18 protein-coding genes and 1 rRNA gene are annotated in these 16,151 nt (G+C 38.4%); 7 read left to right on the top strand and 12 right to left on the bottom strand.

Going from position 1 to position 16,151, the window contains the following annotated elements; translation table 11 throughout:
- Positions 1 to 2 precede the first annotated feature (2 nt).
- From dnaI to MK805_RS11995, 3 genes are all read left to right on the top strand, one after another.
- Complete coding sequence (gene dnaI, locus MK805_RS12005) at positions 3 to 941, top strand: primosomal protein DnaI (protein WP_240876136.1); 939 nt, start codon at positions 3 to 5, stop codon at positions 939 to 941.
- A gap of 208 nt (positions 942 to 1,149) precedes the next feature.
- The gene (locus MK805_RS12000; RefSeq protein ID WP_240876135.1) at positions 1,150 to 1,515 is read left to right on the top strand and encodes an SH3 domain-containing protein; all 366 of its coding nucleotides are present in this window, start codon (positions 1,150 to 1,152) and stop codon (positions 1,513 to 1,515) included.
- A gap of 291 nt (positions 1,516 to 1,806) precedes the next feature.
- Positions 1,807 to 3,246: an erythromycin esterase family protein gene (locus tag MK805_RS11995; RefSeq protein WP_240876134.1), complete on the top strand. Its 1,440-nt coding sequence runs from the start codon at positions 1,807 to 1,809 to the stop codon at positions 3,244 to 3,246.
- Between the two features lie 131 nt (positions 3,247 to 3,377).
- On the opposite strand, the gene MK805_RS11990 is transcribed toward MK805_RS11995, so the two are convergent.
- The 6 genes from MK805_RS11990 to sufC form a co-directional block, all read right to left on the bottom strand.
- A complete protein-coding gene (locus MK805_RS11990) occupies positions 3,378 to 3,881 on the bottom strand; it encodes a hypothetical protein (protein ID WP_240876133.1) in 504 nt (167 codons plus the stop codon).
- A gap of 140 nt (positions 3,882 to 4,021) precedes the next feature.
- Positions 4,022 to 5,443 (bottom strand): Fe-S cluster assembly protein SufB, encoded by a 1,422-nt coding sequence (gene sufB, locus MK805_RS11985; protein ID WP_240876132.1) that lies wholly within the window; start codon positions 5,441 to 5,443, stop codon positions 4,022 to 4,024.
- A 25-nt stretch (positions 5,444 to 5,468) separates the two neighbouring features.
- Entirely contained in the window at positions 5,469 to 5,894 is a 426-nt protein-coding gene (gene sufU / locus MK805_RS11980) for a Fe-S cluster assembly sulfur transfer protein SufU (RefSeq protein WP_240876131.1), read from the bottom strand.
- Complete coding sequence (locus MK805_RS11975) at positions 5,878 to 7,101, bottom strand: cysteine desulfurase (protein WP_240876130.1); 1,224 nt, start codon at positions 7,099 to 7,101, stop codon at positions 5,878 to 5,880. Before MK805_RS11975 ends, sufU begins: the two co-directional genes overlap by 17 nt.
- Positions 7,098 to 8,366 (bottom strand): Fe-S cluster assembly protein SufD, encoded by a 1,269-nt coding sequence (gene sufD / locus MK805_RS11970; RefSeq protein ID WP_240876129.1) that lies wholly within the window; start codon positions 8,364 to 8,366, stop codon positions 7,098 to 7,100. Before sufD ends, MK805_RS11975 begins: the two co-directional genes overlap by 4 nt.
- A gap of 14 nt (positions 8,367 to 8,380) precedes the next feature.
- Entirely contained in the window at positions 8,381 to 9,166 is a 786-nt protein-coding gene (sufC, locus tag MK805_RS11965) for a Fe-S cluster assembly ATPase SufC (protein ID WP_240876128.1), read from the bottom strand.
- 424 nt (positions 9,167 to 9,590) lie between these two features.
- On the opposite strand from sufC, the gene MK805_RS11960 reads away from it, so the two are divergent.
- On the top strand, positions 9,591 to 10,082 hold the full coding sequence (locus tag MK805_RS11960) for a hypothetical protein (RefSeq protein WP_240876127.1): 492 nt from the start codon (positions 9,591 to 9,593) through the stop codon (positions 10,080 to 10,082).
- A gap of 222 nt (positions 10,083 to 10,304) precedes the next feature.
- On the opposite strand, the gene MK805_RS11955 is transcribed toward MK805_RS11960, so the two are convergent.
- Both MK805_RS11955 and MK805_RS11950 read right to left on the bottom strand, forming a co-directional pair.
- On the bottom strand, positions 10,305 to 10,775 hold the full coding sequence (locus MK805_RS11955; RefSeq protein ID WP_240876126.1) for a CBS domain-containing protein: 471 nt from the start codon (positions 10,773 to 10,775) through the stop codon (positions 10,305 to 10,307).
- 276 nt (positions 10,776 to 11,051) lie between these two features.
- A complete protein-coding gene (locus MK805_RS11950) occupies positions 11,052 to 11,408 on the bottom strand; it encodes a carboxymuconolactone decarboxylase family protein (RefSeq protein WP_240876125.1) in 357 nt (118 codons plus the stop codon).
- Positions 11,409 to 11,642: 234 nt separating this feature from the next.
- Between MK805_RS11950 and MK805_RS11945 the strand changes: the two genes are divergently transcribed.
- Positions 11,643 to 11,918, top strand: coding sequence for a hypothetical protein (locus tag MK805_RS11945; protein ID WP_240876124.1), 276 nt, complete (start codon positions 11,643 to 11,645; stop codon positions 11,916 to 11,918).
- Between the two features lie 181 nt (positions 11,919 to 12,099).
- Here the strand turns inward: MK805_RS11945 and MK805_RS11940 are convergent, their stop codons facing one another.
- Both MK805_RS11940 and MK805_RS11935 read right to left on the bottom strand, forming a co-directional pair.
- Positions 12,100 to 13,020, bottom strand: a complete 921-nt coding sequence (locus MK805_RS11940; RefSeq protein WP_240876123.1) for a DMT family transporter — start codon at positions 13,018 to 13,020, stop codon at positions 12,100 to 12,102.
- 101 nt (positions 13,021 to 13,121) lie between these two features.
- The gene (locus tag MK805_RS11935) at positions 13,122 to 13,700 is read right to left on the bottom strand and encodes a DUF1802 family protein (RefSeq protein WP_240876122.1); all 579 of its coding nucleotides are present in this window, start codon (positions 13,698 to 13,700) and stop codon (positions 13,122 to 13,124) included.
- Between the two features lie 156 nt (positions 13,701 to 13,856).
- Here MK805_RS11935 and MK805_RS11930 point away from each other — a divergent pair, with 156 nt between their 5' ends.
- Complete coding sequence (locus tag MK805_RS11930) at positions 13,857 to 14,705, top strand: EamA family transporter (protein WP_240876121.1); 849 nt, start codon at positions 13,857 to 13,859, stop codon at positions 14,703 to 14,705.
- 92 nt (positions 14,706 to 14,797) lie between these two features.
- The gene (locus MK805_RS11925; protein ID WP_240876120.1) at positions 14,798 to 15,100 is read left to right on the top strand and encodes a YciI family protein; all 303 of its coding nucleotides are present in this window, start codon (positions 14,798 to 14,800) and stop codon (positions 15,098 to 15,100) included.
- A gap of 154 nt (positions 15,101 to 15,254) precedes the next feature.
- Here the strand turns inward: MK805_RS11925 and MK805_RS11920 are convergent, their stop codons facing one another.
- Both MK805_RS11920 and MK805_RS11915 read right to left on the bottom strand, forming a co-directional pair.
- Positions 15,255 to 15,830, bottom strand: coding sequence for a DEAD/DEAH box helicase family protein (locus tag MK805_RS11920; RefSeq protein ID WP_240876119.1), 576 nt, complete (start codon positions 15,828 to 15,830; stop codon positions 15,255 to 15,257).
- A 226-nt stretch (positions 15,831 to 16,056) separates the two neighbouring features.
- Positions 16,057 to 16,151 (bottom strand): 16S ribosomal RNA (locus MK805_RS11915); the annotation flags it as partial.

The following is a 16,151-nucleotide window of genomic DNA, read 5'->3' as shown; positions in this document are numbered from 1 at the left end:
GGATGAAAGCCCTAAAACAAGTCTCTCCTTTCTCTAGCAGTGGTGCAGAGAAAGCAAAACGTGCTGTCTTTCAAAGATTGCAACAAAATAAACAACTTCAATCATTTATGCAAGCACATCCAGATATTCCGCTCTCCACCTATTGGCGCTCTATTCCTAACGTAAAACAATATGTTACGGAAAAAACAGCCTGTGAAAATTGTCGTGGTCTTGAAGGATGTACGAATATAATCACTGGTCATTTTCCAAAACTAATCGAGTACAATGGTTTTTTTGACCTGCAAATGCAACCTTGTCGTTTTCAGCGTGCTGAAGAAGAAGCAAAACGTCGACGTTCTCTTATACGCTGTGAACAAATCCCTTCCGATATCCAAAAAGCAACATTTGAAACATTTGTCTTAGAAGCGAAGCGCGCAAAAGCTTTTCAGGCTGCACTTCATTTTTGTGTCGCATTTCGGGATGACAAAGCGACTAGGGGACTTTATTTGTACGGGGATTTCGGTGTTGGCAAAAGCTATCTGGCAGGAGCTATCATGAATGAACTAGCAGTGTATGGCGTTTCTACATTGATGATTCATACATCTGCTTTGTTTTCCGAAATGAAAAATGCAATCTCGCAAAATGGGGAAGGAATCACAGAAAAACTAGAAGTTGTCAAAACAGCACCTTTGCTGATATTGGATGATATAGGCGCAGAATCTTTAACACCTTGGATTCGAGATGATATTTTAGGTGTCATCTTACAATATCGTATGACAGAACGTTTACCGATTATTTTCACCTCCAACCTAACCTTAGAAGAATTAGAAGATTACTTCTCCAATACTCCAAAAGGCGGCGAAGAACTCATCAAAGGCAAAAGAATCATGGAACGAATCAAGCACTTTGTACAACCGATCTTTGTCGATGGAGTCAACCGTAGAAGTGAAAACCATATATAAAAGAAGCTAACTACATCATAAAAGTTAGCTTCTTTTTTTATTCAAAAGAAGCGAGCTCCCATAAATACCAAAAAGAAAATGATCAGAGCAAATAACAAAACAAAATAAAAATTTTTACCCAGCCATCTAATCATTTTTGCATCACCCTCTTTCTATTATTTAAAATTTAAATTATATTAATAATATATAAAATGAAAGGGGTATCATCATGAAAAAGAGATTATCAATCACAGCAATGTTTACCCTTGTTCTAACTTTATTTGGATTCACTTCTCAAGCTTTTGCCTATCAATTGTACGAGGTAGTTACAAGTACTTCAGGTAACTATATCTATGTGCGTGATTATCCATCAACTTCTACAGGAACAGTGATTGGCAAAGTATACGATGGCCAAGTTGTAAGTTATCGTTGCTATACAACAGGAACAACGGTAAGCGGCTACTTTGGCACCAGTAACATTTGGGATAAAATTTATCTTGGAAAAGACCATGCTGGCGTTTCCATTTATGGCTATGTTTCCGATACTTATATTTATACCGGTTCTGATAGTGGATCTGGTCTTCCTTGTCGATAATATCATATATCAAAAAAAAGAGGCGACTTTTCTGCCCTCTTTTCTTTCATCTAATTTGCTAATCTAAACACATTGGTCAAGAAAATCATTAACTTGTATACATCATTGTATAAAATCCTCTCTTCTTACCTAGTTAAAGAAGAGGGGTTTTTTGTATCTTTATCGTCAAACCATCGGAAAGTAAAATTCATTCTTTCTACAATATATTTCAAATAGATTCATAATATAATTAAACTTTATAATAAAACACATAAGGAGATTTCATAAAATTAACACCATGAGGAGAAGGTAATGATTCATATAAAAAACAAATTTCATCTTTCACACAAATTCCTTTGGATGATGGTTATTTGTTTAAGCTTGACCCCCCTTCTTGCAATTTTTCAAGCCCAAGCAGAAAATCCCGAAAATCCGAAATGGCAAAAGTGGCTGAAAATGAACAGCCACCCAATTGAAAAAACCCGCCCAGAAGTAGGAGATTATTATCGAGATCTACGCTTTTTGGATCAAGTCCTGAAAAACAAACGCATTGTATTTTTAGGAGAGAGTTCACATGGAGCAGCAGAATTTAATTCTACAAAAGTACGTCTTGTCCAGTATCTCCATGAAAAACAAGGATATCAAGTACTCGCATTTGAATCAGGGCTAGGGGAATTATTCGCGGTAGATGCTCAGATAGACAAACAGGCAGCCGTACAATCCATGAAAGATGGATTATTTGATATTTGGCAGACAAAAGAAGGACTGCCCCTTTTTGAATATATAAAGAAAAACAGTACAACCCAAAATCGTCTGCAACTAGCAGGAATGGATATGCAGCCGGTTGGTTCTTATGGGACATTTTTAAGCAACTGGTTTCAAAAGATTGACCCGCAAATGGGAAAGTTAGCAAAACGAACAGAAGAACGATTTGCTGAGTCCCTCCAGCAGTCTGACATAGAAGCTTTTCATCATGATCAGCAGAAAATGATTGGGGCATATCAAACGTTATATCAATTTACGAAAAGACACGAAAAAAAATTATCTCAAATCTATCCAAATTCACCTAACTTGTTAAAAGGAACCCAATATGTATTACAAGATCGCATTCATTCTGTAACAAAAGTGATGCCCTTTTATGTGTCCTATAATAACTACCTGCAAGCAGGAAATAAACCCTTAGCCAACAAAGCATTTGATGACTATTATGTCGCACGTGATCAAGCGATGTCCAAAAATTTGGTCTGGTTGACTGAGACACTTTACCCCAATCAAAAAATTATCGTCTGGGCACATAATCTTCATATTCGAAAAAACAATCCGCAAACGCAAAATCCTAACCGCAGGTCTGTCAATAGCTTAGATCACTTATTACCAGCTAAAATCAGACAACAATCTTATATCATTGGACTCTATATGAATCGGGGTGTCTCTGCTTTAAACGATCGTAAACCTCTTAAAGTGCAGTATCCACATCCAATAGGAACCGTGGAATCTATTCTAAGTAAAGCAGGATATCCGAATTTATTTGTCGATCTATCGCGGGCAAAAAAACGAGAGGAAACTTCATGGATGTATACGAAGCGTGGTATTTTAGATTGGGGAGGTTGGGATGAGCAATTAGTACCAAAAGATCAATATGATGGGATTTTATTTATCGATCAAGTGCATATGCCCCATTACTTGAGTGAGAAATCTACAGATAAAATTATTCCCTATTTTTCTGATATCTCTGACCCTAAAGAAAAGTAAGCCCACCTTCATATGTTCTAAGGTGGGCTTACTTTTCATCTATTTAAAGAATCAAAATAGTCGCGCCCCGTGAAGTGTGCGGATCGGAAGATCCACTCACCCACGGGGATGCGTCACGCCGTCTGGGCCCTCTATTCGAGTCCCTTCTGCGCTCCGGGGAGAAGCTCAACAAGAGCTACGAACACCTGAGTGTTCTGCAGACCCTCGGAGGTCAGGTAGTCCATCATGTCGAGACACGCGATCGTCAGATCCAGATCCAGGTCCCTGTATGCACACGTGAACTCCTGCACTTCCTTCCGCTTCCCTTCTGCGAAAGACTTCAAAAGTCGGTTGTAGGCCCAGCTCCCGTCGGACATCATGCACATCTTGCTGATGGTGGGGAGCTTGGTGTTCGTCTCCAACTTGTGCGAACCGAGTCGACCCAGCTCATAGTTCAGGATGTACACGTAGTGGTCCCACCATTCGTTGGCAGTAACCTCCTGTGCGTCAAGTGCTTCGATCACACCCTGAAGTCGCTTGGACGGCTTGTAGTTGAGCTTGTTCGTGTACCAGCTCCGCCCCTTCCGACGGCCGACCAGCACCTGCTTGACGGCGAGATCGAGGAAGACGAAAGTGGTCTTGGGCATCGCGGTCATGGCTGCTCCTTGTCGACGTGACTACTATTTTAATTATAAGGGAAATTCCCAAACAAATAAAGGCGACTCCCTCTTCATTCCTTATCCGAATACATACAGAAAATCCCTCTGCCTTTCAGCAAAGGGACTTCCAAAAATAATTAACCAATAGAACCTTCCATCTCAAACTTAATCAAGCGGTTCATCTCAACAGCATATTCCATTGGCAGTTCTTTCGTAAATGGTTCAATAAAGCCCATGATAATCATCTGTGTTGCTTCGTTTTCTGAAAGTCCACGGCTCATCAAGTAGAAGAGTTGATCTTCGCTCACTTTGGAAACTGTCGCTTCGTGTTCCAAGATGATGTTATCGTTTTTGATCTCATTGTAAGGAATCGTATCGGAAGTCGATTCATTATCCAAGATTAAGGTGTCACATTTTACATTTGCTTTAGAGCCTTCGGAGTTGCGGCCAAAGCTTGTCAATCCACGGTAAGTTACTTTTCCACCTTGTTTACTGATCGATTTGGAGATAATCGTAGCCGTACAGTTTGGTGCGAGTGCGGTAACTTTTGCTCCTGCATCTTGGTGTTGATCTTTACCAGCTACTGCGATGGAAAGAACGTCTGCTTTTGCACCTTCACCTTTCATGACAACTGCTGGGTATTTCATCGTCAGTTTACTTCCGATGTTACCATCGACCCACTCCATATGTGCACCACGTTCTGCAACCGCACGTTTGGTTACCAAGTTATAGATGTTTGGAGCCCAGTTTTGGATCGTCGTGTAACGACAACGTGCGTTGTCTTTAACAATGATCTCCACTACAGCACTGTGCAAAGAGTTGGTGCTGTACACAGGAGCTGTACATCCTTCTACATAGTGCACAAAGCTTCCTTCGTCGGCAATAATCAAGGTACGTTCAAATTGTCCCATATTTTCAGAGTTAATGCGGAAGTATGCTTGCAGTGGTACTTCGCATTTCACGCCTTTTGGAACATAGATGAAGCTGCCACCGCTCCATACTGCACTGTTCAATGCAGCAAACTTGTTATCTGCTGGAGGAACAACTGTACCAAAGTATTCTTTGAGTAACTCTGGATACTCGCGTACAGCAGTATCCGTATCGCAGAAAATAACCCCTTGTTCTTCCAGTTCTTTTTGCATGTTGTGATAAACTACCTCTGATTCATACTGAGCAGATACCCCTGCTAGAAACTTTTGCTCTGCTTCCGGAATCCCTAGTTTATCAAAGGTTTGTTTAATCTCATCAGGTACTTCTTCCCATGTTTTCCCTTGTCGTTCGGAAGGTTTTACATAGTAAGTGATGTCATCAAAGTTTAGTTCATCCAATTTACCAGGCAACAAAGAAAACCATTTGCTATTTAGGTTACTTGGCATTGGCATTTTATAAAACTGTTCGAGAGATTTTAAGCGAAATTCCAGCATCCAATCTGGTTCGCCTTTCATTTTCGAAATCTCTTCTACGATTTCACGAGTAAGTCCACGTTTGGCACGGAACACAGACACGTCTTTATCGCGGAAACCATATTTATACTCGGATAGTTCTGGTATCGTAGTCATGAAACGCTGCCTCCTTCTTTTGTGTTTATTGCTTTACACCTTTTTCAAGTGCTTTCCAAGCTAGAGTCGCACACTTGATTCGTGCTGGGAACTTCGCTACCCCAGTTAACGCTTCAATATCTTCAATCGGAAACTCTTCCGTATCTATTTCTTCTCCTTGCATCATTCGTGAAAAAAGATCAACCAAATGGAGTGCCTGATCGACAGTCAAACCTTTTACCGATTCTGTCATCATCGATGCAGAAGCCAGGCTGATTGAGCATCCTTCGCCTTGGAACTTTGCATCCTTTATCATACCATTTTCTACGTTCATTTGCAGAGATATTCGATCTCCACATGTTGGATTGTTTAGTTCGATGGAGATAGCACCATCATCGAGCTCCCCTTTGTTACGAGGGCGTTGATAGTGATCCATAATAACCCGGCGATATAAATCATCCAAGGAAGACATGTCCGAAATACTCCTTCGTCTTTTGTAACCCTGTTACGAGTTGGTCAATATCTGATTCATCGTTATATAAATAAAAACTAGCCCGAGCGGTCGCTGTTTCTCCTAGTAATCTCATCAATGGCTGGCAGCAGTGATGTCCAGCACGAACCGCAATACCTTCCGCATCTAGCACGGTTGCAACATCATGTGGATGAATACTGTCTAAGTTAAAGGTAACAGCTCCAATTCGATTTTCCAATGGGCCAAAGAAACGAATTCCCTCGATTTTGGATAGTTTTTCTAATGCATAGGCTGTTAATTTGCGGTCATGCGCTTCTACTTGATCCATGCCGATTTCTTGTAAATAGTTGATAGCAGCTCCTAGACCAATCGCACCAGCGATAATCGGAGTACCACCTTCAAATTTCCACGGCAGCTCTTTCCAAGTAGCATTCTCTAGGTCAACATGGTCAATCATCTCACCGCCAAATTCAACTGGCTCCATCTCTTCTAGCAGATGCTCTTTTCCATACAATACCCCAATACCAGTAGGGCCCAGCATTTTGTGACCAGAGAAGGAGAGAAAATCAACATCCAGGTCTTGTACATCAACCTTCATATGAGGAACACTCTGTGCTCCATCCACTGTTATAATGCCCCCAACTTCATGCACCAACTTGGCAAGTTCTGCTACTGGGTTGATGGTTCCAAGCACATTGGAAACATGTTGGATTGCAACAATTTTTGTTTTATTGGTTATGAGTGGACGTACTTTTTCCAAAAGAATTGTACTATCTGCTTCTAACGGCATGTATACCAATTTTGCACCTGTTTGTTTTGCAACTTGCTGCCAAGGAATGAGATTGGCATGGTGCTCAGCTGGACTAAGCAAAATCTCATCTCCAGCTTTGCAATTTACCAAAGCATAGCTGCGGGCAACAATATTCATACTAGTTGTAGCTCCGCGGGTAAAAATGATCTCTTCACGCTTATTCGCATTGATAAACTTTTGTACTGTGTCCCGTGCACCTTCATAAGCATCTGTTGCTCTTGTACCAAGTGTATGCACACCACGGTGAACATTGGAATTATATCCTTGGTAGTAAGCAGCTACTTTCTCAATCACACTGTTTGGTTTTTGAGAAGTTGCTGCACTATCTAAATATACAAGGGGATGGTCGTTTACTTGCTGAAATAGAATGGGAAAATCCTTTTTCCATGGGTTCATGATGTAAATTTCCCTTCAATTGTCTCATGAATACTTTCACGCAATGGTGCTGATGGGATATCAGCGATAATGGTATCCAAGAAACCCCGAATGATCAATTTAGAAGCTTCCTCTTTCGAAATACCTCGAGACATCAAATAAAACAATGTCAAAGGATCAATACGACCTACACTAGCAGCATGACCTGCCGTAACATCATTTTCATCAATCAATAAGATTGGATTCGCATCTCCACGCGCTTCAGGGTCCAGCATTAACACTTTACCTGTCTGCTGCCCATCTGATTTACTAGCACCTTTTTCAATCTTAGTAATACTATTGATGATACTCGTCGCTTTATCTTTCATCACAGAGCGTGCTTGAATATCACTTGTGGTATGAGTACCAAAATGAAGAATTTCAGATGTAATATTGGAACGCATTTCACCAGCACCAAAAGCAACGGATTTTACATCTACATGTCCGCCAGTTTCCTTAAGATTTGTAGTGCTTTTGGAGATAATTCGGCCATCGCTGAGATCTGCGACAATCCATTCCATATCTCCATCTCGACCTACTGTTGCAAAACGATTCATCACATCTACAACTGTGTTCCCAAAGTGACTGACTGTCGCAACTTGAACTTTGGCACCATGTCCGACAAATGCCTCAATCACACTATTACTAACAGCCGCATCACTACTAGTACTCAAAAAGTTTGTTACGATCTCTACCCGGCTGTTCTCTTCTGCTACGATTAGCACATGAGGGAACATCCCAGCATTTTTTCCATCTAACCAAAAAACAGCTTGCAGTGGTAATTTGATGGAAACATTGCGCGGAACATAAATAAACGCTCCTCCTTGGGTGAAAGCTTGATGAATTGCAGCCACCCGATCCGTAGTATCTTGTCTAAAAAGATACTTTTTCAATAGTGTTTCATGCTGTTTATATGCAGTTTGAAGACTGGTGAAAATAACGCCTTGATCCAAAGCTTTTTCTGTTTGATATACCGCTGCATCATTTTTTTGCACCAATACATTGCTCTCTTCCAATATTAATCGACTAACCGCATCGGGTAATTCCTCTGCTTGTTCAAACTTTTCACTCGCCTGATACAGTTGAAACTCAGAAAAATTCCATCGATCAATATTCGTTTTTTCTAATTTGGGCAGAGGAAGGGAGTCGATCGCACTAAAAGCTTCTAGTCGTTTTTCCAATGCCCACTTTGGTTCATTTTGTGATTGGGATAATTGGGTAATTTGTTCGCGACTGAATACACTCATTGTTGGCACCATCCTTACACCCTATGTCCAACAGTTTCATCTACAATGCCCAGCTCTTCTTTTACCCAATCATATCCCTCTTGCTCTAGACGTTCAGCTAATTCTGGACCACCGGATTTCACAATTTTCCCTTGCATAAACACGTGTACAAAGTCCGGTTTAATATAGTTCAACAGGCGTTGATAGTGGGTAATAATAATCACACCTCTATCAGGACTTCTCATTTCATTTACACCAGCAGCAACAATTTTTAATGCATCTATATCAAGACCAGAGTCGATCTCATCCAAAATGGAGAAAGTAGGTTTTAACATCATCATTTGTAAAATCTCATTTCGCTTCTTTTCTCCACCTGAAAACCCTTCGTTTAAATAACGGGTAGCAAAAGATTCGTCCATCTCTAATACTTCCATTTGTTTATCCATTTCACGAATAAACTTCATCAATGAGATCTCATTGCCTTCTCCACGCTTTGCATTGATCGCACTGCGCAAAAAGTCAGAGTTCGTAACCCCGCTGACTTCACTTGGATATTGCATTGCAAGAAATAGTCCAGCACGAGCACGCTCATCTACTTCCATCTCTAAAAGGTCTTCCCCATTGATGGTAACACTCCCGCTAGTAACCTCGTACTTTGGATGTCCCATCAAAGCAGAAGCAAGGGTACTTTTCCCTGTACCGTTTGGACCCATAATCGCATGGATTTCTCCGCCGTTTACGGATAGATTCACACCTTTCAAAATTTGTTTATCTTCAATAGAAACTTGTAGATCCCGAATACTGAGGTTCGGTGTTGACATAGTCGCATTCCTCCACGCACTTTCCACCTATATATGACAATAAGGTAGTGTTCTCATTAATTTGGTGTAACCTAAATTAGATTGATTATCATGTGATTCTCATTATATTCTAACGTAGACAATCCCATAGATCAAGGTGATCTTGATTTATCCATAAATCAGGAAATAAACAAACAATTAATAGTAAAAAAATTCCTTTTTTAATAGGATGATTATTTTTTAATTAACAAAAGATGATATGTATATTTTATATAATTACTTTGTTATTTATAATAAATTTCCACTTTATATTCACGCATTGCTCACATTATTTTATACCCACTTTTTATGAGAATAGTGTACAATAGAAAGTATCTTTTGAAAGATTCTCTCTTCATTATTCTCTTTTTTGGGGGAAATTTTGTAACAACTGGGGGCAGAAAGGATGAAGAAGTATAATTTAAATACAGCTGATGTTAGTGTTAACCATTATATTCAATCTAAAAATGTTATTTATTTACGTTCTCAAGACAAAAAAAAATTCCAAATTCATGAAAATAATGGTAACTATGAAACATATACTGTGCAAGACTACCTTAACAGTTTAAATAATCGCAGATTGCTCCGTACATGGGAAAAATGCCGATCTCAAGTAAAAGTTGCTCCTCATCTACCTGAGATTATTAAAGTAATTATTTATGAAAACACTTTTGATGATTTGGAAACATTAGTTATCAAATCTCACCAAGAAAGCAATACTTCTTCCATTAATTCCCAGTCCATTCGACAACTGTTTTCCAAAATGAAAGAAATTGCTCTCCTCTTAAAAAGAGATTTAGATGCAGATTACTGGACTGAATTGACAGATTTCTTCCAAACCTGTATATCTCTTCAAATACTTAATGAGTCGTTTGAGCGTACTTCCAAAGGGCATTAGTTCTTTGAATTCTTCATCCTCTCCATTTTTTACAACTTCCAGACAAATAGGATTTCCTATTTAATTGAACTCATATGATGAAATTATATTTTCCAATTGTTACACTTTAATGACACTCCTATACTGCATAAATATTCCAATATATTTATAAAAGGTATTTTTCTTTTATCTAAAAAAACCAGCCAAATCCCTTTATAACAAGGAAAATTGACTGGTTTTTTCTCATAATTCTGTTGTTACTGTTTGCAAATATTCCTCATGAAAATACTCGATTACTTTTTCCATCATTACTTTTCTCGTTAAAATCCCAACAAACTGGTGACGTATATCAATTATTGGTATATACGAGCGATTTACCAATACTTCAAAAGCAAATGAAAAAATGGAGTTGGCCATAATTCCCATGTGGTTCCGATCCATTGCATCCAATACACGGTACTCTTTTAATTTTGAAAAATCGAGTTCTTGTGCCTTATTTGGGTTAATGAGAAAATCCAATATGTTCGTCTTACTGATAATCCCTTCAACCTTACCATCGGGATGAATGACTGGTACGGAAGTTGTACCTTTGCGAGTTAATACGATTAGAGCTCGCTCCAGTGACCAATCTGGTTCTAATACAACCACTTTCTCCTTTGGAATAATCAGCGGAGTAATCTCTTTAGTAAACAAAAGGTCGGCATTTTTATTCATAAATCATAGTACTCCCACTTCCCTTTAACCGGGTTAATCTTCTGTACTTCCATCCGTTGTTTGAGGGAATAAACAGTCCTACCTTATTTATGGTACCGCTTTCTTCTGTCAATTGTCAATACATTTTCTGTAAAATTACAATATTACATCCTTAACTCTACGCCTTTTTTCCATTCATTTTCTGTGTCCAAAGTTCAAATACCCTTTTTTGTATCATGATAAACTTTGCACTTGTTTCATAAGAAAAAGCCCTCATTGGGGCTAACTTATTTTTTATTAATGTGTATGCTTTTGAAAGGAAGATAATGCATCTTGAACAAGTGTAATCGTCTGTGACATCGACACTCCTCCGCCAAAAGCTGTTGTAACTGCCGCTGCCTCTATTATTTCTTGGCGAGATGCTCCATTATCGATTGCTCCTTTTGTATGGTAAATAATGCAATACTCATCATTACTGTATACACCTAATCCAAGGGCAATTAAATGTTTTGTTTTTTTAGATAAAGTTCCTTCTTCAAAACAAGCATCAGTAAATTTAATATAATTTTGAACGACATCTGGAAGATGTTTTGCGAGTTCTCCTAATCCCTCTTTATAATCCAGTAGTGAATCTTCAATAACATTTCCGTCCATGTGCGACCTCCAGGTTAAAAATTTCTCCCCTAGTTTCACACAGTATACATTCATTTATTCCTTTACAGCTCTCTTTCAAATAGAAAGACTCCTATTGCCAATGAAGAGAGTAGTATCAGTAAAATCCCCTTCTTTTTTGATAAAAATAAATAATCTAACTTGACAGGCCTAAAACATGTTCAAAAAGTTTGGTATAATGAAATTGTTGTATTTTCTTAAGAGAGGATTTTATATTTGGATACACAAAAAAAAGAACTTATTAAAATGATACTATCAATAATCAAACAAGTTTATCAAAAGACTTTACAATTGGAAGAAGTTTTTGGCTCACAGAGCATACATATTTTCTCTAAAAGCTATGATCCCCTCAAAGAGTTATTGGAGTTATTACATATTTCAGGTGAAGAATCAGTGCTTGTATCCACATTAGTTGGTATTTACCTTGAAGGGGATATGACAGTGGATGAAATTATAATTGAATTGGAAACATTGACTGCACAAAATGTGTAGAATATAAAACCAGACTATACACGTCTGGTTTTATACTTTTTTAAGACACTTTTATAATGGTTGGTTTTGCAAAAAGGATACCTGAAGAAGTTAATACTCCAAAAATCACCAAAGCTGCCCCTATCATCTGTATGAAAGTTATTGGAGTTCCGGTCATGAGAAAATGATGAATCCAATTAAGTTAGGAAATACATTTTTGCATTTTTCGTTCTTCCATTGAAGAAAACGTAATGGCGCCCGATGAGACTAAAACTCCTAGTATAACGAGCACAGTTCCACCTACTTGAACCAAAGTAATTGGTATTCCACTCCATACACTTGTAAGCATAGTAACAATTGGAACTAAGTTAAAAAATAGAGAAGTTTTTGTTGCACCTAATTTTTTCATTCCTCTATTCCACCACAAATAACCTAATACAGTGGTAAACAGTGCCATAAAAATAACAGCTCCCCAGACCCCAATCGGGACACTTACTGATGATTCTGAAGCAGTAAATGCAGACATGATAATAAGTCCAATTGCTCCTGCCACCATCGTATAAGTGGTCGTTGATAACGCAGTTCCATTTTTTATAAACCGTCTGCTTAAAACCCCATAGAGAGCCCAGCAAAGATTTCCTGCAAATAAGAACAGATCTCCTATTGAAAAAGATAGATGTGTGAAAGTTGACAGCGAACCTTTTGTCAATACAAACAAAACACCAGTAAACCCAAAGAAAATCCCAATCACCCCATTTTTGTGAATCTTATCTTTTAGGATCAATCTTGCAAAAATAGTAGTGACTAATGGATTCAAGGCCATAATTAAAGAACCATTTACAGGTGATGTATGATTCATCCCCAAAAAGAAAAAGGTATTAAACCCAAAAATTCCTATCACACCAATAATGATGTACCACAAAGCATTTTGTTTTAAAGAAGACAACTGAAGACCTTCTTTAAAAAATAGGACTCCGATCATCACAACTCCTGCTATTCCAAATCTCCAAGCAGCTACATGAGATGGAGTGAGAAATGCAACTGCATATTTAGCCAAATTAAACGTCATACCTGTAAAAACAGCGAATCCAATCAACATAAGATAAATTTTTACTTGTTTCATGAGATTACCCTTCTTTCATCTATTTCCGAAATAATTTTTTGGATAATCTCAGGCTACAACTTCGACTAAACTCTAAGTCAAGTTAAAAAAAGCAGGCCTTATCAGCCTGCTTGTAAACTTTGCTTTATATCTGCTACTTTTTGTGCAAATGCTTCATCAGATAATACAGGATGAGCTTCTTTTCCTTGAACGATCTCTGGTAAACTCAGCCAAGATTTACATCCGCCATACTCAGATAACATTGGAATTTCTGCTGGTTGTTCTAATTGATACACACGCAGTAACAACACATGTAATGGAAGTTTCTTTTTCCATTTTAACCGCTCTGCTGCAAATTCGTTGGTCCAGATATGATGAGGGTAAAGTGCTTTTAGTTTTTCTTCATCTAATAGCTCAATGTCCTCATATAACTCCGCATAGTATTTCACTATAACTTGTTCATCTTCTGGGGACCAAGTTTCGATGCTTTTTGCAATATTCCCTTGATACTCCTCTTTCAATAACTCTGCTTTTTGGTGCTCATATGCTGGAAACAAAAAGAAGTTATCACTAGTTACTTCAAAGTGACGGGTTTCCTCATGAATCCCACCTTTTCTGAGCAGCATGATCTGCGTTCCTTTTCCAAGCTCATCCAATGTCACAGCCCAATCACGTAATGCTATATGTGTATTTGTTTTCATTGATATCAACCTCTCCATTGTAAACCAATAATCTACTCTGTCTCTCATGTTAACACAAACTAACTTCATCAGCTAATAGACCAATTAAAGATAAATTGATGGATTACATAATTGTCTATAAAATTAAACTATCTTTTTGTAGGAGGATTACCGTTAATGTGGCTCTTTCTAGCCTTTCTTTGCTTCCTTTTTAATGGCTTAAGTGCTTTTTTCTTTAAGATCAATACGATGAAAGGTGGTACATCGGAAAAACTACTTTTTGGCTTCTATCTATCTGGTTCATTGGGATCAGGCCTTTACCTTTTGTATACCCAAACTTGGGATTGGAATTGGAATATCCTTGTTGCAGGGAGCATTATAGGTATAGGTACGACATTAGGCAACCTGCTGTATAGTAAATCAGTCTATATCGGTCCTGCTGGCTTAACAGCAACCGTGGCACATAGTCATGTCATATTAATAGTGTTTATGTCTATCTTCCTTTATTCAGAATTTCTAAATTGGTTTGAAGGATTGGCTATTCTATTAATCATCGTTGCCATTTTACTACTTCCCTTTGATCCGAATCAAAAGTTACGCATTCAAAATAATCTGTGGTATCTCTTTGTTGGTGTTGCGTTTATTGGCTTTTTTATTCGAAACGGCGGGTTAAAGATTACAGAGGAAATGCATCTCAACAATAATCCCATTATATTCCTTTCTTATGTATTTGGATTGATCTGGTTTTCTACTACTTTATGGTTAGGCCGAGAAAAAAAACAACAGGTTAAAACAACAGGCATATTTTTTGGAATATTTGCAGGAATACTCTCCTTTGGTATGATGCAAACTTTAGCAGCAGCATTAAAGATAGGACCTGCTAGTATCATTTCACCAATTGCGTCGTCTAATGGAGTAATTGTCGCTGGTCTTTCTTATCTTATGTATAAAGAAAAGTTCTCAAAATTTCAATTTGTCTCATTCATCGTGTTGTTAATAGGGATTATCCTTATTAATATCGATTAAACCACTAACTTAAATACTGTGGATAATGACATAAGCAAAGTTATATTTGCAATATTTAATGATTCAATAGAGTTCTAAGGGAGCTGATTGTCATGCAATTTTTGATACTTGCCTACGATGGAACGGACTCAATGGCAAAGGAACGACGCTTGCAAATGCGAGCTGAACACATTGCATTAGGGGATAAATTGGTGGAGAGTAGAAATATGTTGTTTGGAGCTGCTATATTGGAGAATGATCAAATGATAGGATCTATGTTAGTCGTAGACTTTCCAACACGCGAAGATGTGGATAATTGGTTAGCATTGGAACCTTATGTTATAGGAAACGTATGGGAAAAAATTGAGATAACTTCTTGTCAAGTTGGCCCTTCTTTTGAAAAGGTTTTGAAGTGATAATTTAAGCAGCACAAAGTAACCGCTTCGCTTCTTGCGATGGATATCTCCTTGTTGAACACGAGTATAAATCCATTCGATGGGTGATTTCTTACGATTTTTCTTGCTGAGTGGATTGGCTAGCGCCAGTTCCACTCAGCAAACGCGGTTCAATTCAGTTATTTTTGATCTTTATTGAACCTGCTCCCAAATGCTTTAGGCTACGGAATGTTCTTGGAAGATCCTGTACGCACTCTTCAAATTTTTCTGGTTCAACTGTTCTGTCCCGTGCTTCGTTTCGTTGACGTGCGATTTCTGGTTTCACGTCAATAAGGATCGAAAAAATGTAATAACCAGCCCCCATTGCCTCAACCATCTTAATACCACGTGGTACTAGAAGTGAGCCACCGGTTTGGAAGATGGCCCATCGCCCATACAGAATGGTTTCCTTAAACTTATTGTCTAGCTCCGCCCGAGTGAGATCAAAATACTTATCTGGGTTCTTTTTATCATAATCCGAAGGGAAATAAAGATCGGGATCAAGCTGATCCATTTCCTTTCCGAAGACGTTAAAAAAGAATATTTCCAACTTCTTTACGAAAGTACTCTTCCCCGCTCCCGGCAAACCGAACATGAACACCATGATCGGTTCATTCTTTTTATATCTTTTGAGCACGTACAAGAGCTTTACCCGATTCCAGATGTTCAAATCTGAATTACGGAGAATAAGGAAGACTAGCTCTAGATTCATGTGAATCTCTTTCTCTTGTATGGACATAATCCTTAATTAAATTTAAACATATGCAAAATAAATAAACAACGTGATCCGAGCAAAAGAGGGAGCTTCTTATGTCTATTAGTAAAAAAACCCCAAGCACATTTGTCCTTGGGGTTTGGATATTATTCCCTGAAAACCGAAGAGTGAGTAACACGTCTGCTGTTTGGTAACCGAATTTGTACCAAAAGGTACTCCATAGAAAGGAGGTGATCCATCCCCACCTTCCGGTAGGGATACCTTGTTACGACTTCACCCCAATCATCTGCCCCACCTTCGGCAGCTCAGTCCCCTAAG

This window comes from Shimazuella soli (assembly GCF_022511585.1).
GTDB lineage: Bacteria > Bacillota > Bacilli > Thermoactinomycetales > Thermoactinomycetaceae > Shimazuella > Shimazuella soli.
The sequence above is the reverse complement of the archived record's forward strand: the minus strand, read 5'-3'. Positions and strand labels throughout refer to the sequence as shown.